Source organism: Enterobacteriaceae endosymbiont of Plateumaris braccata, from assembly GCF_012563325.1.
Lineage (GTDB): Bacteria > Pseudomonadota > Gammaproteobacteria > Enterobacterales > Enterobacteriaceae.
On record NZ_CP046232.1, the window covers coordinates 151186 to 173178 of the forward strand.

Annotated in this window: 15 protein-coding genes; 12 read left to right on the forward strand and 3 right to left on the reverse strand. The window is 20.9% G+C overall.

Going from position 1 to position 21993, the window contains the following annotated elements; translation table 11 throughout:
- Positions 1–75 precede the first annotated feature (75 nt).
- The 7 genes from murE (at position 76) to GJT80_RS00770 (ending at position 8982) form a co-directional block, all read left to right on the forward strand.
- The gene (gene murE / locus GJT80_RS00740; protein ID WP_168867492.1) at positions 76–1587 is read left to right on the forward strand and encodes a UDP-N-acetylmuramoyl-L-alanyl-D-glutamate--2,6-diaminopimelate ligase; all 1512 of its coding nucleotides are present in this window, start codon (positions 76–78) and stop codon (positions 1585–1587) included.
- Positions 1584–2951 carry a UDP-N-acetylmuramoyl-tripeptide--D-alanyl-D-alanine ligase gene (murF, locus tag GJT80_RS00745; RefSeq protein ID WP_168867493.1) on the forward strand — a complete coding sequence of 456 codons (1368 nt, stop codon included), beginning with the start codon at positions 1584–1586 and terminating at the stop codon, positions 2949–2951. Before murE ends, murF begins: the two co-directional genes overlap by 4 nt.
- Complete coding sequence (mraY, locus tag GJT80_RS00750) at positions 2948–4033, forward strand: phospho-N-acetylmuramoyl-pentapeptide-transferase (RefSeq protein ID WP_168867494.1); 1086 nt, start codon at positions 2948–2950, stop codon at positions 4031–4033. The genes murF and mraY overlap by 4 nt, the downstream gene beginning before the upstream one ends.
- Before the next feature lie 5 nt (positions 4034–4038).
- Entirely contained in the window at positions 4039–5340 is a 1302-nt protein-coding gene (murD, locus tag GJT80_RS00755) for a UDP-N-acetylmuramoyl-L-alanine--D-glutamate ligase (protein ID WP_246208518.1), read from the forward strand.
- Positions 5341–5464: 124 nt separating this feature from the next.
- Positions 5465–6523 (forward strand): undecaprenyldiphospho-muramoylpentapeptide beta-N-acetylglucosaminyltransferase, encoded by a 1059-nt coding sequence (gene murG / locus GJT80_RS00760; protein WP_168867496.1) that lies wholly within the window; start codon positions 5465–5467, stop codon positions 6521–6523.
- Between the two features lie 31 nt (positions 6524–6554).
- A complete protein-coding gene (gene murC / locus GJT80_RS00765) occupies positions 6555–8018 on the forward strand; it encodes a UDP-N-acetylmuramate--L-alanine ligase (protein WP_168867497.1) in 1464 nt (487 codons plus the stop codon).
- A 43-nt stretch (positions 8019–8061) separates the two neighbouring features.
- On the forward strand, positions 8062–8982 hold the full coding sequence (locus tag GJT80_RS00770) for a D-alanine--D-alanine ligase (RefSeq protein WP_168867498.1): 921 nt from the start codon (positions 8062–8064) through the stop codon (positions 8980–8982).
- 38 nt (positions 8983–9020) lie between these two features.
- Here GJT80_RS00770 and GJT80_RS00775 read toward each other — a convergent pair whose 3' ends face one another.
- Positions 9021–9500, reverse strand: a complete 480-nt coding sequence (locus GJT80_RS00775; protein ID WP_168867499.1) for a DUF721 domain-containing protein — start codon at positions 9498–9500, stop codon at positions 9021–9023.
- 110 nt (positions 9501–9610) lie between these two features.
- On the opposite strand from GJT80_RS00775, the gene secA reads away from it, so the two are divergent.
- Positions 9611–12352 carry a preprotein translocase subunit SecA gene (gene secA / locus GJT80_RS00780; RefSeq protein ID WP_168867500.1) on the forward strand — a complete coding sequence of 914 codons (2742 nt, stop codon included), beginning with the start codon at positions 9611–9613 and terminating at the stop codon, positions 12350–12352.
- A gap of 63 nt (positions 12353–12415) precedes the next feature.
- Here the strand turns inward: secA and dnaJ are convergent, their stop codons facing one another.
- Complete coding sequence (dnaJ, locus tag GJT80_RS00785) at positions 12416–13522, reverse strand: molecular chaperone DnaJ (protein WP_168867501.1); 1107 nt, start codon at positions 13520–13522, stop codon at positions 12416–12418.
- Between the two features lie 139 nt (positions 13523–13661).
- Positions 13662–15581: a molecular chaperone DnaK gene (gene dnaK / locus GJT80_RS00790; RefSeq protein WP_168867502.1), complete on the reverse strand. Its 1920-nt coding sequence runs from the start codon at positions 15579–15581 to the stop codon at positions 13662–13664.
- A 304-nt stretch (positions 15582–15885) separates the two neighbouring features.
- Here dnaK and GJT80_RS00795 point away from each other — a divergent pair, with 304 nt between their 5' ends.
- The 4 genes from GJT80_RS00795 (at position 15886) to GJT80_RS00810 (ending at position 21887) form a co-directional block, all read left to right on the forward strand.
- Positions 15886–17391: a leucyl aminopeptidase gene (locus GJT80_RS00795; protein ID WP_168867503.1), complete on the forward strand. Its 1506-nt coding sequence runs from the start codon at positions 15886–15888 to the stop codon at positions 17389–17391.
- A 40-nt stretch (positions 17392–17431) separates the two neighbouring features.
- On the forward strand, positions 17432–20287 hold the full coding sequence (locus GJT80_RS00800; RefSeq protein WP_168867504.1) for a valine--tRNA ligase: 2856 nt from the start codon (positions 17432–17434) through the stop codon (positions 20285–20287).
- Between the two features lie 56 nt (positions 20288–20343).
- Complete coding sequence (argF, locus tag GJT80_RS00805) at positions 20344–21354, forward strand: ornithine carbamoyltransferase (RefSeq protein ID WP_168867505.1); 1011 nt, start codon at positions 20344–20346, stop codon at positions 21352–21354.
- Between the two features lie 146 nt (positions 21355–21500).
- Positions 21501–21887, forward strand: a complete 387-nt coding sequence (locus GJT80_RS00810) for a Rid family detoxifying hydrolase (RefSeq protein WP_168867506.1) — start codon at positions 21501–21503, stop codon at positions 21885–21887.
- The last annotated feature ends 106 nt before the right edge of the window (positions 21888–21993 follow it).

Below are 21993 nucleotides of genomic sequence, written 5' to 3' on the forward strand. Positions count from 1 at the left end.
TTTTTATCTTTTATATATTCATAATATGAATATAATTTAATAAAATTTAAAACAGATATTTTATAAGGTATAAAATTGAACAATTATAGTTTAAGTTTATTAGAATTATTAGATAATTATATAAATAATTACACATTACCTAATATTTTAATAAAAAAAATAGTTTTAGATAGTCGACAAATTGAGGGTAAAAATTGTTTATTTTTAGCTATTAAAGGTCATAAATTAGACGGTAGAATTTTTATAGATGATGCTATTAAAAATGGAGCTGTTGCTATTATTACTGAAAATAACAATAAATTACAACCTTATAATATAATTTTTAAAAAAAATATTCCTATAATTTTTCTATCAAATTTACAAGAAAAAATTTCTTTTTTTGCAGGAAAATTATATAATAATCCTAGTTATAAAATACCTGTTATTGGAATTACAGGAACTAATGGAAAAACAAGTGTTACTAGTTTTTTGATGCAATGGATTAACTTATTAGGGAAAAAAGCAGCAATTTGTAGTACATTAGGAAATGGTTTTTATAATAATTTAGTATCTACTAATAATACAACAGATTCTGCTATTGAAATTCAATATAAATTAAAAACTTTTATAGAACAAAAAGCAGATATAGTTATTATAGAAATTTCTTCACATGGGTTAAATCAAAGTAGAATTTCTAGTTTAAAATTTGAAGTAGGAATTTTTACAAATTTAAGTAGAGATCATTTAGATTATCATTTGAATATGAAAGATTATGAGTTAACTAAATGGAAATTTTTTTCTGAACATAAAATCAAAAAAAATATTATAAATATTGATGATATTGTGGGATATAATTGGTTTAAAAAATTATCTTATAACAAAACTATTGCTGTTACTACTAAAAAAAATATTTATGTAAAAAACAATTTATATTTTAAGGTTACTAAAATAAATTTTTTTAAAACCAATACTATTATTGAATTTAATTCAAGTTGGGGTAAAGGAATTATTCAAATATTTTTGATTGGATATTTTAATGTAATTAATATCATTTTAAGTATAACTACATTATTAACTTTAAATTTTTCTTTAAAAGATCTTATAAACACTTCTACTAAATTACATTCTGTTTATGGAAGAATGGAAATATTGCCTTTGTATAAAAATTATCCAACAATTATCATTGATTATGCACATACTCCTGATGCATTAAAAAATGTACTTTTGACTATTAAATTATATTGTAAAAATAAAATATGGTGTATATTTGGGTGTGGTGGAGAAAGAGATATTGGAAAGCGTTCAATTATGGGCATTATTGCAAAAAATATCTCAGATATTGTAATTATCACTACTGATAATCCTAGATCAGAAAATATAATAAATATTATTAATGATATTACAAAAGAATATAAAAATAAAAATAATTTACATATAATTTTAAATAGATTAGAAGCAATACATTACGCAATAAATAATGCTGATAAAAATGATACTATACTTATAGCAGGTAAAGGTCATGAACAATATCAAATTATTGGAAATAAAATTTTTAATTATTCTGATTATGATGTTGTTAATAATTTTTTTAAAAAAAATATCTCATGAATGAAATAATTAATTTAAAAAAGTTAACAAAAATTGTTAATGGTAAATTAATTGGAGAAAATATTGATATATTAAATTTTTCTATAAATAGCAAAAAAATTGATTTTAAATGTTTATTTATTGCTATTCGTGGAAAAAATTTTGATGGACATAATTTTGTTCAAGATGCTATAAATAATGGAGCATTAGCTGTAATTGTTAATAAATATTTACAAATTTCAATACCTCAAATAATTGTATTTGATACAATTATTAGTTTAGGCAAAATTAGTTTATGGAAAAGATTACAATCAAAATCTCATTTTATAGGAATAACAGGTTCATCTGGTAAAACATCTGTTAAAGAAATGACTGTATCAATATTAAAAAATATTGGAAAGATATTATTTACTAAAGATAATATGAATAATATTATTGGAGTATCTTTAACTTTATTAAATTTAAATAGTCAACATAAATATATAATTATTGAATTAGGAGGTAATAATTTAAGTGATATTAAATATTCAAGTAATTTAGTTAGACCTAATACTGCTATAATTAATAATATATCAGTATCTCATTTAGAGGGATTTAAATCTTTTGAAAATATTGTTAGATGTAAAAGTCATATATTTCAATATTTATTAAATAGTGATAGAGCTATTATTAATTTTGATGATGTAAATCATAAAAAAATTTTATATAAATTAATTAATAAAAAAAAATGGACATTTTCTATAAAAAATCATAATGCTAATTTTTTTACTAGTAATCTAAAAATTTTACAAAACAAAATTTGTTTTAATTTACATACACCAATAGGAAAAATATTTATTAATTTATTTATTATTGGTGGATTACATAATGTAAGTAATGCATTAGCTGCATCGGCACTTTCATTATCTGCAGGTGCTTCTTTAGATGATATATCTAAAGGTTTAGCTAGTTTTAGATCAATATCTGGTAGGCTTTCCCCTATAAAATTAGGATATAATAAATTGATTTTAAATGATACATATAACGCTAATCCTCAATCAGTTATAGCAGCTATTAACGTTCTTAAAAAAATGAATGGAAAAAAAATTTTGGTTATTGGAGATATGATGGAATTAGGTTCATATTCATTTTTTTATCATAATCAAATTAAAAATTTTATTTTAAAATCTAATTTAGATTTTGTTTTAAGTATTGGTTTATATAGTAAATATATTACAAAATATAATAATAATTTTGAATATTTTTTAAATAAAAAAAAATTAATAACACGATTAATTAAAATATTAACTAATTTAAATAATTTTACTATATTATTTAAAGGATCAAGAAAAGCTCAAGTAGAAGTTTTAATAAATATGTTATTAAAACAGGAGCAATTTAAATGATTTTAATATTAGCTAAATATTTAAAATTTTATTTTCAAATATCTAATTTTCTTATTAGTTTTACTTTGCGTGCTATTATTAGTCTTTTAACATCTTTTATTATTTCATTGTGTATTACTCCATATTTTATTACTTTTTTTCAAAAAAAAAATTTTTCTCAAGTAATACGATTAGATGGTCCAAAATCTCATTTAAAAAAAAAAAATATTCCTACCATGGGTGGTATTATAATATTAATATCATTTATTACTTCAGTATTATTTTGGTCAGACTTATATAATCCATACTTATGGTATGTATTAACGATAATATTATTTTATGCATTAATTGGTTTTATTGATGATTTTTATAAAATAATATTAGATAATTCTATTGGTTTAACAATTTCTAAAAAAATTTTTTTACAAACAATTATAACAATAATAATTGTTACATTATTTTATGTAAATAATACAGAAAAATCTGCATTACAATTTATAATTCCATTTTTTAAACATATAAAAATTTATTTAAATTTTATTACATATTTAATAATTTCTTATCTAATTATATTATGGATTAGTAATTCTGTAAATTTAACAGATGGTTTAGATGGTATGGCTATTATTTCAGTAATATTAATTGTTTTTGGTTTAGCTCTATTATCATATATTACAGGAGATATACAATATTCTAAATATTTTAATTTACCATATTTAAAATATACAAAAGAATTAGTAATTATATGTACTGCTATTATTGGTTCAGGATTAGGTTTCCTGTGGTTTAATACATATCCAGCAACTATATTTATGGGAGATATAGGATCATTATCTTTAGGAAGTGCTATAGGTATAATTACTATATTAATAAGACAAGAAATATTATTACTAATAATGGGTGGAATATTTTTATTGGAATCATTATCGGTTATAATACAAGTTTTTTTTTATAAATATAAAAAATATCGTGTATTTCTTATGGCACCTATACATCATCATTTTGAATTAAAAGGATATCCAGAATCTCATATTGTTGCTAGATTTGGAATTATATCATTAATATTATTATTGATTACTTTATCAATATTAAAGGTATGCTAATAAATATGACTAAAAAAGTATTAATTATAGGTTTAGGAGTTACTGGTTTTTCATGTATTAAATTTTTTATTAAACAGGGAATTATACCATATGTTATGGATAGTAGAACTAATCCTCCTTTTATAAAAAAAATACCATCTTCAGTTAAATATTGTGTTGGGTATTTGAATAAAGATTGGATTTTAACAGCTAGTTTAATTGTTATTAGTCCAGGTATTTCTTTATTTCATCCATTATTAAAAGATGCTGCAAAAAAAGGAATAAAAATAATAGGAGATATTGAATTATTCTATAATTCAACAAAAACTCCTATTATTGCTATTACAGGTACTAATGGTAAAAGTACAGTTACTAATATGATAGGTAAAATTATAAATAATTATTATAGTGCAGGTATTGGAGGAAATATTGGATGTCCAGTATTAGATTTATTATCTAATTTTCAAAATTTTTATATAATAGAATTATCTAGTTTTCAATTAGAAACTGTAAAAAAATTTAAGCCATTTATTTCTGTTATACTAAATATTTCATCTGATCATATGGATCGCTATCCTTTAGGAATCAAACAATATCAAGAAACAAAATTAAAAATTTATAAAAATTCTTCTATATGTATATATAATGCTAATGATTTTTTAACATATCCTAATAATTTACAAATACATCAACAATATATTAGTTTTGGTATAAATAAAGGAAAATATCAATTATATAAAAATCAAAATAATAATTATTTAAAAATTAATAATGATATAATTTTAAATTTTAATCATACAAAACTACTAGGAACACATAATTATGTTAATGCTTTAGCTGTATTAGCTATAGCAGATATATTACATATACCTAGAAAAATATCTTTAAAATATATCTGTAATTATGAATTAAATAATCATACATTACAAATTATACATAGAAAAAATGGAGTGATTTGGATTAATGATTCTAAATCTACTAATGTAAATAGTACAAAAGCAGCTTTAAATTTTTTAGGTAAAGATAAAAGAATATGGTTATTATTAGGAGGATATGATAAAAATTGTGAATTTCATTTATTAAAAAAATATTTAATGAATAATAAAATTCATATTTATTGTTTTGGATTAGCTAGTAAAAAAATAATGTCTTTATATCCTAAAGCAATACTAGTAAGAACTATGGCCGATGCTATAAAAAATATTTCAAAACTATTAAAATATGGTGATATAGTTTTATTATCTCCAGCATGTTCTAGTATTGATCAATTTAAAAATTTTAAAGATCGAGGTATAAAATTTATTGAATTAGTTAAACAAAATAATTAAAATATTATTCATAAAAGTAATATTTTTAATAATTAAAAATATTCAAATGTTTTAATTTAATTAATTTAAATTATGATAGAATTATGTTCTTGTTTAATTGATTTAAAATTATATAAATAATAAAATGTCTAAAAGAATTATTATAGTATCTGGTGGAACAGGTGGACATATTTATCCTGCTCTTAATATAGCGTATAAACTAATAGAAAAAGGATGGGATGTTCGTTGGATAGGATCAATTGATAGAATGGAAGCAGAAATTATTCCTAAAAAAAAAATTAAAATTTATTTAATTAAATTTTTAAAATTTAAAAAAAAAAATATTTGGTCAAAAATAATTACCCTATTTAAATTAATAAAACCTATGTATAAAACTATTTTAATTTATAAATCTTATAAACCTAATATAGTTTTAGCTATGGGTAGTTATATATCAGGACCAAGTGGAATAGCAGCATGGTTATGTGGTATTCCATTAATAATCCATGAACAAAATAGTATTCCAGGTTTTACTAATAATTTTTTATCAAAAATATCTAAAAAAAGTATGCAAGCATACCCTCATACATTTAAAAATGGTATATTGGTTGGTAATCCTTTAAGTAAAGAAATAACTAAATTATCTTTATGTAAAAAAAAATTTTTAAAAAATAATAATCCATTACACTTACTAATTATGGGTGGTAGTCAAGGATCTAATATAATAAATTCTATAGGAATAAATTTAGCAAAAATTTTAAAAAATAAAGTAATAATATTACATCAAGTAGGTAAAGGTAATTTAAAGGATATTTCTTTATCTTTTCTAAATAAAAATGAAAAAAAATTTTATTTTATTACAGAATATATTTATAAAATACATTATGCATACAAGTGGGCAGATATTATTATTAGTAGATCAGGTGCTATGACTGTAAGTGAAATTTCTGCTATAGGATTACCAGCTATTTTTATACCTTTTAAACATAAAGATAATCAACAATATTTTAATGCATTAAGATTAAAACAAATTGGTGCAGCAGAAATTTTTGATCAAGATAATATAAATATTCATAATATTATAAATGTTTTATTATCTTGGAATAAACAAATGTTAATACAAATTTCAAAAAAATCTCGTAGTGTTTCTTTAATTAATTCTACAGAATTAATTTATAAAGAAATAAATGAATATTTCAATTAATTGTAATTATCTATAATATAAAATTAAATATATGATAAATAAAAAATTTTCTAAAAAAACAGATTATATAACACCTAAAATGGATAATATTCACAATATTCACTTTATTGGAATTGGTGGTTTTGGTATGGGTGGTATAGCTTATATTTTAGTTAAACAAGGATATAAAATAAGCGGATCAGATATAATCTCTAATGAAATTACAAATAGTTTAATTTCTTTAGGAGTAAAAATATATTTTCAACATAATGCTAAAAATATTAATAATACCAATGTTGTTGTAGTTTCTTCAGCAATAAAAGATAATAATCCAGAAATAATTGCGGCTAAAAAAAATAATATTATTATAATTAGTAGAGCTAAAATGTTATCTGAAATAATGAGATTTTATTATAGTATAACAATCACAGGTAGTCATGGTAAAACTACTACTACTGCAATGATATATTACATATACTCATTATTAGGATTTGATCCAACATTCATTAATGGAGGAATTTTAAAAAAATCATCATTATATGCTCATTTAGGAAAAAGTAAATATTTCATAGCAGAAGCAGATGAAAGTGATGCTTCTTTTTTAAATTTAAGACCTATAATTAATGTAATTACTAATATTGAAGATGAACATTTAGAATATTATCAATATAATATTGAAATATTAAAAAAAAATTTTTTAAATTATTTAAAAAATATACCTTTTTATGGTTGTATAATTATTTGTATTGATAATCTTGCTATTAGAGATTTATTAAAAAATAATTTAATACATAATAATATTATTACTTATGGTTTTAGTAAAGATGCTGATATAAAAATATATAATTATCAACAATGTAATTTAAAAAGTAAATTTAATTTGTTAAAAGTAAAAGAAAATATATCTTTAGAAGTAAGTTTAAATTTACCAGGTAAACATAATGTTTTAAATGCTACTGCAGCTTTTGCTGTATCTTCTTATACAGGAATGAATTATAAAAACATATTAAAAGCATTAGAAAATTTTTCAGGTATAAAAAGAAGATTTGATATTTTAGGTACTTTTGAATATAAAAAAAATAATTTAATAAATAATATTACACTTATTGAAGATTATGGACATCATCCAACAGAAATAAATGTAACAATTAATACAGTACGCGAAATTTGGCCACAAAAAAAAATTATAATGATATTCCAACCACATCGATATTCTAGAACTGCAAATTTATTAAATAAATTTATTAAAACATTATCTACTGTTGATGTATTATTTATATTAAATGTATATTCTGCAGGAGAAGATTATATCTCAGGTGGAGATAGTATTTCTTTATATAAAGGTATTAAAAATTATGGAAAAATTAATCCAATTTTTGGTTTAGGAAAAAATTATCATGAAATAATTATAAATTTATATTCAAAATTTACTAAAAATGATATACTATTAATTCAAGGAGCTGGAGATATTAATAAAATATCATCACTATTAGTGAAAAAAAAATTTAAATTATAATTTATATTATAAGATTTAAATATTTTTTATAAAAAATTTATATATGTCTAATAAAATAGCTGTTTTATATGGTGGTAATTCACCAGAAAGAGAAATATCTTTAATTTCAGGTAATACAATATTAAACGCATTAAAAAAAATGGGTATTGAAGCTTATGGATTAGATATTAGAGATTTCCCACTATTTTTATTAAAAAAAAAGAAATTTAAAAAAATCTTTATTGCTTTACATGGTGAAGGTGGAGAAGATGGTAGTATACAAACTATATTAGAATATTTAAATATTCCTTATACTGGTAGTAAATCATTTGCTTCTTCTATAACCTTTAATAAATTTATTGCAAAAACTTTATGGAAAGAATATGGTTTACCTGTTTATCCTCATGTTTTTTTAAGAAAAATAGATTTTATAAAAAAAAATTACTTAGAAATTAAAAAAAATATTTTAAAATTAAATTTTCCTGTATGTGTAAAACCTAATTCTACTGGATCAAGTTTAGGTATTTCAAAAATAAACAATGTTAATTATTTATTAGATGCTATAAAAAAAGCTTTTGTATATAGTAATAATATATTAATTGAAAAATATATTGAAGGTATAGAATATACAGTTGGTATATTGGGTAATAAAACATTACCATCAATTAAAATTAAATCATTTTATTCATTTTATAATTATGAAGCAAAATATATTGATAAAAATACTCAATATTTTTGTCCTAGTGGATTAAATCAGTATAAAGAAAAAGAATTATCTGAATTGGCTATGAAAGCATGGAATGTACTAGAATGTAGTGGTTGGGGAAGAGTAGATATAATTTTAGATAAAAAAAATAATTTTCAATTACTAGAAATAAATACTTGTCCTGGAATGACCCCTAATAGTTTATTTCCAATGGCTGCAAAAAAAGCTGGTTTATCTTTTTGTGATGTTATTGATGAAATATTGTTTTTAGCTAAATAATTTTTTTATTATATTATAATGCAAAATTTATATTTTAATTAGTTTAAATTAGCTAAAGATGCTAATTGTTCTATGATATAACGTAATTTTATAGGACTTTTTTTAGCTAAATTAAGTAATTTTATAGCACTATTTTTACTTAAAATATTTTGTTTAAATAAATATTTATTATGAGTAGTATTATTACTTGTTAATAACGTTGGATTAATTTTAATATTTATATTTTTTAAAGAAGGTAAAATATTTTTTTTTAAAAGTGATATAATATTTTGTTTTACATATAAAAATCTCATCATAGAACTAGAATTATTTGTTTCTATAATTAAAATATTGTTTACAAAACTTTTTGCATTATACCAATTATGTAATTTTTTTGGAAAATAATTTTTAATTATTTGATTGATTTTGTTTAGAATATTTATATGTAATTTTAATTTTATAAATATTTTTGAATAATATGAATAATTATGTCTATTATAAAATATTTTTTTAATTGAAAGTAATTTATTATTACGCATAAAAATATTTATCCTTTTAATATAATTAATTTAAATAATTATTTAATAGTTTAAATTAATAATTTTACACTTTTTAAATATCATCATAAATTTTATTTAAGAGTATATATATGTTAAAAAATTTTTTATCAAAAATTTTTGGTAGTCATAATGATCATGTTTTACGCCGTATAAAAAAAATAGTCAACTATATAAATAGTTTGGAAAAAAATTTTGAAAAATTAACTGATCTAGAATTAAAAAATAAAACTTTTTTATTTAAAAAAAAAATAAAAGAAAATATTACATTAGAAAATATTTTACCAGAAGCTTTTGCAGTAGTTAGAGAAGCAAGTAAAAGATTATTTGGTATGAGACATTTTGATGTCCAGTTAATAGGAGGAATAGTATTAAACAATAATTGTGTTGCTGAAATGCGCACAGGTGAAGGAAAAACTTTAACAGCAACATTACCAGCTTATCTTAATGCTTTGACCGGTAATAATGTTCATATTGTTACTGTAAATGATTATTTAGCTAAACGTGACGCAGAAAATAATAAAATATTATTTGAATTTTTAGGATTAACTGTTGGTGTTAATTTATCAGGAATGTCACCTAGTGAAAAAAAAATATCTTATTTAGCCGATATTACTTATGGTACAAACAATGAATTTGGGTTTGATTTTTTAAGAGATAATATGGTTTTTCATTATTCGGACAAAGTACAAAGAAATTTATACTATGCTATAATAGATGAAGTTGATTCTATTCTTATAGATGAAGCAAGAACTCCATTAATAATATCTGGTCCTACTGAAGATAATTCAAAATTATATATTCAAATTAACAAAATTATTCCAAAATTAATATATCAAGAAAAAGAAAATTCTAACCTTTCTAAAGGTGAAGGACATTACTTTATAGATGAAAAATCACGTCAAGCATATTTAACAGAAAATGGATTAATTTATATAGAAAAAATTTTAGTAGAAAAAAAAATTATAAAGAAAGAAGAATCACTATATTCTAATTCTAATATTATTATTATGCATCATATTATTGCTGGTTTAAGAGCTCATAAATTATTTAAGAAAAATATTGATTATATTGTAAAAAATAATCAAATTATTATAGTAGATGAACACACAGGACGTATTATGCAAGGACGAAGATGGTCAGATGGATTACATCAAGCTATAGAAGCAAAAGAAAATGTAAAAATTAATAGTGAAAATCAAACTTTAGCTTCTATTACATTTCAAAATTATTTTAGGTTATATAAAAAGTTATCAGGAATGACAGGTACTGCTAATACGGAAGCATTTGAATTTAAAGAAATTTATAAATTAGATACTATTGTTATTCCTACTAATAAACCAATGATAAGAGAAGATTTATCTGATTTAGTATATATTACTGAAAAAGAAAAAATTAAAGCTATTATAAATGATATAAAAAATAAATATTATAAAGGTCAACCAGTATTAGTTGGTACCATTTCAATAGAAAAATCAGAATTAATTTCAAAAAAATTAACTTTAATGGGTATTAAACATAATGTTTTAAATGCAAAATTACATTTGAAAGAAGCTGAAATTATATCTCAAGCAGGTAAAAAAAATGCTGTTACTATTGCTACTAATATGGCAGGAAGAGGTACAGATATTGTTTTAGGTGGTAATATTCAATTAAAATTAGATAATAAATTAAGTGAAGATCAAATACAAAATATAAAGTTGTCTTGGTTAAAAGAACATAATGAAGTTTTATTATTAGGAGGATTACATGTTATCGGTACTGAACGTCATGAATCTAGAAGAATTGATAATCAATTAAGAGGACGTTCTGGACGTCAAGGTGATTGTGGTTCTTCAAGATTTTATTTATCTATGGAAGATTCATTAATGCGTATTTTTGCTCCAGATAAAATATCAAAAATTATGTATAAATTTGGTATGAAAGAAAATGAATCTATTGAACATCCATGGATAACTAAAGCTATAGCTAGAGCACAAGAAAAAGTAGAAAATTATAATTTTGATATACGTAAACAATTATTAGAATATGATAATATAGCTAATGATCAGCGTTTAGCTATATATAAACAAAGAAATAAATTATTACAAACTATTAATGTTTATAAAATTATAAAACAATTTAGAATTGATGTATTTACAAAAATTATAGATAAATGTATAAAATCTAATTTTTTTTCAGAAGATGAATGGAATTTAATAAAATTAGATAATTTTTTTAAAAAAAAATTTCATATATATTTACCTATTAATAAATTATTACAAGTTTCTGAAAAGAATAATGTAAAAACTATTAATAAGAAAAATTTCTTAAAAAAAATAATTGAGTTTTCTGAGCAAGAATATAATAAAAAAGAAATAATATTAGGTAATGATATTATACGTAATTTTGAAAAAAATATAATGCTTCAATTATTAGACAGTTTATGGAAAGAACATCTTTCTGCTATGGATTATTTAAGAGAAGGAATTCATTTAAGAGGATATGCACAAAAAGATCCTAAACAAGAATATAAAATTGAATCTTTTCATATGTTTCGTTCAATGATAGATTTATTAAAAAAAGAAATTATTATTATAATAAGTCAAATATCAATCAGTTTACCAGAAAAAAATAGAATTAAATCTTCAATACAATTAAAAAATTTTAGAAATAAAAATAACGAAAAAATTATAAATAGTTTAAATCTTTCTCAAGAAGATTATCGTTATTTTATAGATAAAAAAAAACAAAATAATAATATTTATTCGTTAAAAAAAATTGGTAGAAATGATTTATGTCCATGTTCTTCGAAAAAAAAATATAAATTTTGTCATGGAAAATTAAATAGTTAACATTTAAAATTACAATAGAGGGTATAGAAAATAAAATTTTATTTTCTATACCCTCTATTGTAATTAATTTTTTAAATTATCAAAAAAAAGTTTTATATTTTTTATAAATTTTTTATATTTAGGAATATTTTTATAATTATTTGATTTAAAAAAAGTTTTTCCCAGATTATGTAACATTATTTTTTGTTTATCATTTAAATTTACTGGTGTTTCTACAATAATTTTACATAATAAATCTCCAATAAGATTATCTCTTATAGATTTAATCCCCTTATTACGTAATCTAAATATTTTACCTGTTTGAGTTTCTGGAGGAATTTTAATTTTTACATATCCGTTTAATGTCGGAATATCTAAATTCCCACCTAATGCTGCTATAGAAAAATTAATAGGTAATTCACAAAACAAATTATTTTCCTCTCTTACAAAAAGAGGATGTTTTTTAATCCTTATTTCTATATATAAATCCCCAGAAGGGGCACCATTATTACCTAAATCTCCTTCTCCATTCAATCTAATACGATCTCCAGTATTAATACCTGATGGAATTTTTATAGATAAAATTTTATATTTTTCTACTTTCCCTTTTCCTTTACATGTAATACATAATTTTTTTATTAAGGTACCTTTACCATTACAATTAGGACAAGTTTGTTGTACAGTAAAAAATCCTTGTCTCATTTGTATTTGTCCATGACCATTACAAGTATAACAATTCTGAAGAGAACCTTGAGCTCCAGTACCATTACAATTAGTACATTTTTTTAAAAATGGAATTTTTATTTCTTTTATTGTTCCTTTAACTGCTTCTTCTAAAGAAATATTAATAGCATATTTTAAATCATTACCTTTATTAGATTTATAATTTCTTGAATTTCCAAAAATATCTCCAAAAACATCTCCAAAAATATCACCAAAATCGGTTGTATTATTAATATTATCTTGTTCAAAAGCAGAATGTCCATATTGATCATAAGCAGATCTTTTTTGTTTATCACTTAAAATTTCATAAGCTTGTTTAATTTCTTTAAATTTATTTTCAGCTTCTTTTTTTCCTTGATTACGATCTGGATGAAATTTTATAGCTAAACGTTTATAAGCTTGTTTAATTTCACGATCTTTTGCATTTTTAGCAACACCTAAAATTTCATAATAATCTTTTTCTGACATAATATATTACTACCTTTCCTAATCTTATAATTTTAATACCGTTTATATATTAAAAATAAAATTTATTAATATAATAAATCGGTATTAATATAATTTCTATAATTAATTAGTGAAAATAATTTAATGATTGAGAAGGCAATTATTTTTTATTATTTTTTACTTCTTCAAACTCAGCATCAACAACATTATTATTTTTATTTTTAGATTTACTATTATTTTTATTATTATTCATTTTTTGTTGATTATTATTTTCCATAATATCTGAAATTTTACTAGATGCTTGAATTAATAATTGCATTTTTGTTTGAATGTCATTTTTATCTTCTTTTTTTAATGATATGTTAAGTTGATCTATTGCATTTGTAATAAAAGATTTATCTTCTTTAGTAAGTTTATCACCAACTTCTACCATTTTTTTCTTTGTACTATGAATAAGTTGATCAGATTCATTACGTATTTTAATTAATTCTTCAAATCTAAGATCTGATTCTGCATTAGATTCTGCATCTCTTATCATTTTTTCTACTTCTTTTTCATTTAAACCGGATGAAGCTTTTATTATAATTTTTTGTTCTTTGCCACTTTTTTTATCTTTTGCAGATACATGTAATATTCCATCAGCATCTATATCAAAAGTAACTTCTATTTGTGGAATACCACGAGGTGCAGGACTAATACCATCTAAATTAAATTGTCCTAAAGATTTGTTATCATTTGCTCTTTTACGTTCTCCTTGAACAACATGAATAGTAACAGCAGATTGATTATCTTCAGCAGTTGAAAAAATTTGACTATGTTTTGTAGGAATAGTAGTATTTTTATTAATTAAAGGAGTCATAATACCTCCTATTGTTTCTATTCCTAATGATAAAGGAGTAACATCTAATAATAATACATCTTTTACATCACCAGCTAATACACCACCTTGAACAGCAGCTCCAATAGCAACTGCTTCATCAGGATTAACATCTTTTCTAGGATCTTTACCAAAAAATTCAGCAACTTTTTTTTGAACCATAGGCATTCTTGTTTGTCCACCTACTAAAATTACATCATTAATATCAGAAATAGATAAATGTGCATCTTTTAAAGCCATTTTCAATGGATCTATTGATTTATTTATTAAATCTTCAACTAAAGATTCTAATTTTGCTCTTGTCACTTTGATATTTAAATGTTTAGGACCCGAAGAATCTGCAGTAATATATGGTAAGTTAACATCTGTTTGTTGAGTTGATGATAATTCAATTTTTGCTTTTTCTGCAGTTTCTTTTAAACGTTGCATTGCTAATGGATCATTAGTCAAATCAACTCCTTGATCTTTTTTAAATTCTGATACTAAATAATTAATTAAACGACTATCAAAATCTTCTCCTCCTAAATGAGTATCACCATTTGTTGCTAATACTTCAAAAGTTTTTTCTCCATCAACTTCATCTATTTCAATAATTGAAATATCAAATGTACCACCACCTAAATCATATACTGCAATAGTATGATTACCTTTTCCTTTATCTAATCCATAGGCTAAAGCTGCAGCTGTTGGTTCATTAATAATACGTTTTACTTCTAATCCCGCTATACGACCTGCATCTTTAGTAGCTTGTCTTTGAGCATCATTAAAATAAGCAGGAACTGTAATTACAGCTTCACTAACTTTAGTGCCTAAAAAATCTTCTGCAGTTTTTTTCATTTTTTTTAATACTTCAGCAGATATTTGTGGTGGTGCTATTTTTTTTCCTTTAACATGTAACCATGCATCACCATTATTAGATTCAACAATCTTATAAGGCATAATTTTTATATCACGTTGTACTTCTTCATCTTGAAAACGACGGCCAATAAGTCTCTTAATTGCAAAAAGAGTATTTTGTGGATTAGTAATAGCCTGACGTTTAGCTGGTTGACCTACTAAAATTTCACCATCTTTAGTATAAGCAATAATAGAAGGAGTAGTTCTATCACCTTCTGCATTTTCTAGTACACGAGCTTTTGTCCCATCTATTATAGCAACACAAGAATTAGTTGTACCTAAATCGATACCAATTATTTTACCCATTCAAATAGTACTCCTCTATAAAATATTATTTAATTATATAAATCATTTAATAAATTTAACATGATATATTTTTAAAAATCATAATCCTTGATGAAAGGAAAATGGGGACTCATCTCAAAGCATCAAGTCTAAATGTAAAATTTATTTTAAATTTGATTTAAAATAAATATTTAAATTAATTTATATATTAAATATATTTTTGTATAATATAAAATTATATAGAAACAATTATTTTCACAATTTTATATTATATGTAATAATATAATAATTTAATTTGTTTTTGTAATATAATTGGAGAATAATGATGAAATATTTAGCAGAAAAAATAAATTTTTCAAAAAAATATAAATCAGATTGTATGGTTATTGGAATATTTGAAAAATATCAATTATCTTATATTGCTAATATTTTAAATACGATATCTAATAATTATATATTAAATATTTTAAAAAATAATAATTTTAAAGGAAAAATGAATCAAATAATTATGTTATATGAAGTACCTAATATTTTAATAAAAAAAATATTAATTATTGGATGTGGTATTAAAGAAAAATTTAATAGAAAAAAAAATAAAATTATTATTAAAAAAGTAATAAATCAATTAAAAACAATTAAAATAAAAGATATTTTTTGGTGTTTAACAGATTTAATCATTAAAAATATTGACTTATATTGGAATATAAGAGATACGATAAGTATTATCGAAGAAAATATCTATACTTTTAACAAATTTAAAAAAATAAAAAAATATACATTAGATCTTATTAAATTTAATATAAATAATAATAATATTCAAGTTTATAAAAAAGCAATTACACATTCTAAAGCAATTAGTATTGGAATAATACAAACTAAAAATATTGCAAATTTACCTCCTAATATATGTAATCCTCAATATTTATCTTTAAAATCATATAAATTATCTGAAAAATATATAAAAAATATTTCGGTAGAAATTATTGATGAAGTAAAAATGAAACATTTAGGTATGAATGCTTACTTAGCTGTAGGTCATGGTTCAAAAAATAAATCAGTAATGTCTGTTATTAAATATGATAATTTATTTGATCATAGTCAACCTATAGTTTTAATAGGCAAAGGTTTAACTTTTGATTCAGGAGGAATATCATTAAAACCAAGTTTTAATATGGATGAAATGAAATATGATATGTGTGGTGCAGCATGTGTATATGGAGTAATGAATATTATATCTGAATTAAAATTACCACTTAAAGTTATTGGTATTATTGCAGGATGTGAAAATATGCCTGATAGTAATGCATTTCGTCCTAGTGATATTATTCAAACAATGTCAGGAAAAACAGTAGAAATAATTAATACTGATGCAGAAGGAAGATTAGTTTTATGTGATGTATTAACATATGTAAATAGATTTAATCCTTCTATAGTTATTGATATTGCAACATTAACAGGAGCTTGTGTAATAGCATTAGGAAATAATATTAGTGGACTTATGTCTAATAATTTAGAATTATCAAAAAACATAATAAAAGCATCACTAGATGTAGATGATCGTGTTTGGGAATTACCTATTAATGATAAAAATTATTATGATCAATTACAATCAGATATCGCTGATATAAGAAATACTGGAAATTCTAATGCTGGTGGAGCTATTACAGCAGCATGTTTTTTATCAAAATTTACTAAAAAATATAAATGGGCTCATATAGATATTGCAGGAACAGCATGGAATTATAATGAAAATAATAAAGCTTTTGCATCTGGTAGACCTGTTAATATGTTATGTCAATTTTTATTAAATTATTCAAATAATAAGAATTAATTATTATAAATAATTTTATATAAAAGGATATTATTTTATAATGCATACAATATATAATCCTAAAGAATTTGAAAAAAAAATATATTTTTTTTGGGAAAATAATGGATATTTTAAATGTACAACGGATAAATCAAAAAATAATTTTTCTATTATGGTACCACCACCTAACATTACTGGTTCTTTACATATGGGACATGCATTACAATATATTATTATTGATATAATAACACGTTATCAACGTATGTTAGGAAAAAATATTTTATGTCAAATAGGTACTGATCATGCAGGAATTGCTACTCAAAGTATGATAGAACAAAAATTTTTTATAAAAAAAAATAAAACTCGATGTCAATATGATAAAAATTTTTTTTTAAATGAAGTGTGGAAATGGAAAAAAAAATGTTGTAATATAATATTTAATCAAATGCGTAGATTAGGTTTGTCTGCAGATTGGAATCGTAAAAGATTTACCATGGATGATAATTTTTCTAAATCTGTAATAAATATTTTTATATCTCTCTATAAAGAAGGATTAATATATAAAAAAAAGAGATTAACACACTGGGATCTAAAACTTCATACTGCAATATCTGATTTAGAAGTAGAACATAAAAAACTTAATACTTACATTTGGTATATTCGTTATTCATTAGAAAAAAATATAACAACATTAACTGGTAAAAATTATTTAGTTATATCTACTACAAGGCCAGAAACATTATTAGCTGATACTGCTATAGCTATTAATCCATTAGATAAACGTTATTCTAATTTAATAGGAAAATTTGTAATAGTACCATTAATAAATAGAAAAATACCTATTATTATAGATAATCATGCAGATATAAATAAAGGAACTGGATGTGTAAAAATAAGTCCAGCACATAATTTCGATGATTATCAAGTAGCAGTAAGAAATAATTTACCTTTAATAAATATATTTAATAGTCATGGTATTATTTTAAATAAATACCAAATTTATGATATTTATGGTAAAAAAATAAAAATTTATTCTAACAATATACCTAATATATTTCAAAATTTACATTATATAAAAGCAAGAAAAATTATTATTAATATGATTAAAAATGATGGATTACTTGAATTATATGAACAAAAATTAATATTAGTACCATATAGTTCTCGTAGTAATACTATTATTCAACCTATGTTAACTAGTCAATGGTATTTAAATATTAAAAAATTAGCTAAAACAGCAATAAATGCAGTTAAAAAAAAACAGATTAAATTTTTTCCTCAAATTTATGAAAATATGTTTTATTCTTGGATGAACAATATTCAAGATTGGTGTATATCTCGTCAATTATGGTGGGGACATCAAATACCAATATGGTATGATATTAATAAAAAAATTTATGTTGGAAAAAATGAAAAAGAAATACGTGTTGCATATAATTTAAAAAAAAATTTTTTTATTAAACAAGATAAAAATGTATTAGATACTTGGTTTTCATCTAGTTTATGGACTTTTGTTACTTTAGATTGGCCAACTTATACAAAAGAATTTTCCCTTTTTCATCCAACAAATGTTATTGTTAGTGGTTTTGATATCATATTTTTTTGGATATCTAGAATGATTATGATGACAATGCATTTTGTTAAAAATAAAGATAATACACCACAAATTCCATTTAAAGATATTTTAATGACTGGATTAATTAGAGATGAAAAAGGGAAAAAAATGTCAAAATCCAAAGGTAATGTTATTGATCCAATTGACATTATTGATGGTATTTCATTTAATGATTTATTAAAAAAAAGACTTGTTAATATAACAGAAGAAAAATATATACAATTAATCAAAAATCATACAAAGAAACAATTTTCAAATGGTAGTAAAAGTTATGGAACAGATGCTTTAAGATTTACATTGGCTGCTTTATCTTCTACAGGAAGAGATATATATTGGGATATGTATCGTTTAGATGGTTATCGTAATTTTTGTAATAAACTTTGGAATGCTAGTATTTTTATTTTAAAAAATATAAAATATAAATATATTAGTAATAAAGACAAATTATCTATTGCTGATAAATGGATTATTAGTGAATATAATATAGTAATAAAATTATATTCACATGCATTAAATAAATATCGTTTCGATCAAGCTACTAATATTTTATATAATTTTATATGGAATAAATTTTGTGATTGGTATTTAGAATATGCAAAAATAATTTTTAAAAATAAAATTAAAATTCAATATATGAGTATATCTTATACATTATATAATGTTTTTGAGTCACTATTAAAACTTGCTCATCCTATTATTCCTTTTATAACTGAAGTTATATGGCAGAAAATTAAGAAAAAAAAAGAAGAACAATATAATGATAGTATCATGATACAATCTTTTCCAAAATTTAATAAAATGGAAATAGATAATGAAGCTGTAAATTTTTTTAAAATTTTTATGAAATTAATTACTGTTATTCGTAAAATAAAAATTGAAATATATATAAAAAATAATAAAAAAATTAATCTTTATTTAAAAAATAAAAATAAGGAAATATTTTTATTTTTAAAAAATAATGCAAATTTATTGCAAAATTTTTTAAATATTAATCAAATTTTTTTTATTTTACCAAAAGAATTATTTCCTAAAATATCATTTATAAAAAAAATAGATGATATTGAATTATCGATTCCTATAAATAATGATTTAATTGATAAAAAATATGTATTAATTAAAATTAATGAAGAATTAAAATATAATAAACAATCAATAGATTATTTAAACAACATGATTAATAATAAAAATTTTTTAAAAAATGCACCTAAAAATATTGTTGAAAGTAATATTCAAAAATTAAAAAAGTGTAAAAAAATAGAAATAGAGTTAATAAAAAAACAAAAATTAATTAAAATTTTATAATATTAAATATTCAATTATTTTATGTTAAATATAAATTTTATTTATGGGTAATCATTATGAATCAATTTTATAATCGCCATTTTTTAAAATTATCAGATTTTTCTAAAAGAGATATTTTTGAATTACTTAGAATTTCATTAAAACTTAAAAATGATAAAAAAAAAAATAAAGAAATTAAAAAATTATATAATAAAAATATTATTCTGATTTTTGAAAAAGAATCAACTAGAACGAGATGTTCTTTTGAAATAGCATGTTATGATCAAGATGCTAAAATAACATATTTAGATAAACATAACAGTCATATAGGATATAAAGAATCAATTAAAGATACTGCACGTATATTAAGTCAAATATATGATGGAATAGTTTTTCGAGGAAAAAGTCAAAAAGATATAGAAATTTTATCACAATATTCAAATATTCCTGTTTGGAATGGTTTAACAAAAGAATTTCATCCTATCCAAATATTAGCAGATTTACTAACAATACAAGAATATTTAATTAATAAATCTTTAGACAAAATAATATTAACGTATATAGGTGATATAAATAATAATATTGCTAATAGTCTTATAGAAGCATCATTAATTATTGGATTTCGTTTAAATTTAATATCACCAAAAAAATTATGGCCTAATAATAATACATTATTAAATAATTTATTAAATCAAGATAAAATTTTTATAACAGATAATATTGATGAAGGTATAAATAATACAGATTTTATTTATACTGATGTATGGTTGTCAATGGGAGAATCTTCTAAATTATGGGAATCAAGAATTCATGATTTACATATTTATCAAATAAACAAAAAATTGTTATTAAAAACTAAAAATAAAAATGTAAAAGTTATGCATTGTTTACCATCATTACATTTATATAATCATTATAAAAAATATTTTAATAATACAATTATATCTAAATATAATTTATTTAATGGATTAGAAATTACAGATGAAGTTTTTGAATCTAAAAATAGTATTATTTTTAAACAATCAGAAAATAAACTTCATGTTATTAAAGCAATAATATTATTAACTTTATTAAAAAATAAATATTAAATATATCTTACAATATATAAAAATTTTTTAATTATTAATTTTATTAAATATAATTTATTTTCAATATTATTAAAATTATATTATAATATTAGTAAAATTATATTAAATATTAAATTAATATAAATTTATTTAGGCATTTATTTTTTATGAAAAATATCATTTATAGTAAAAAAGCTCCTATACCTATAGGACCATATATACAAGGAATTATATCTAATAATATAATTTTTACTTCAGGTCAAATACCTATTAATCCTTTAAATAATAAGATTGAAAGTTTTAATATAGAAAAACAAACAATACAAGTATTAAAAAATATTAAATATATTATTAATAAAGCAAATTATTCTATTCAAAATATAGTAAAAACTACAATATATTTAATAAATTTAGATGATTTAAATATTATAAATAATATATACAAAGATTTTTTTATTAAAAATAACGCACATTATCCTGCTAGAACTTGTATAGAAGTATCACGTTTACCTAAAAATGCAAAAATTGAAATTGAAGCTATAGCCATAAAGTAATAAAAAATAATTATTCTTAATAAGGTAAATAATATGATTTTTTGGATAAAATTAATATTTATTTTTTTGATATTTAATATACAAATTAAATGTTTATACGCAATTA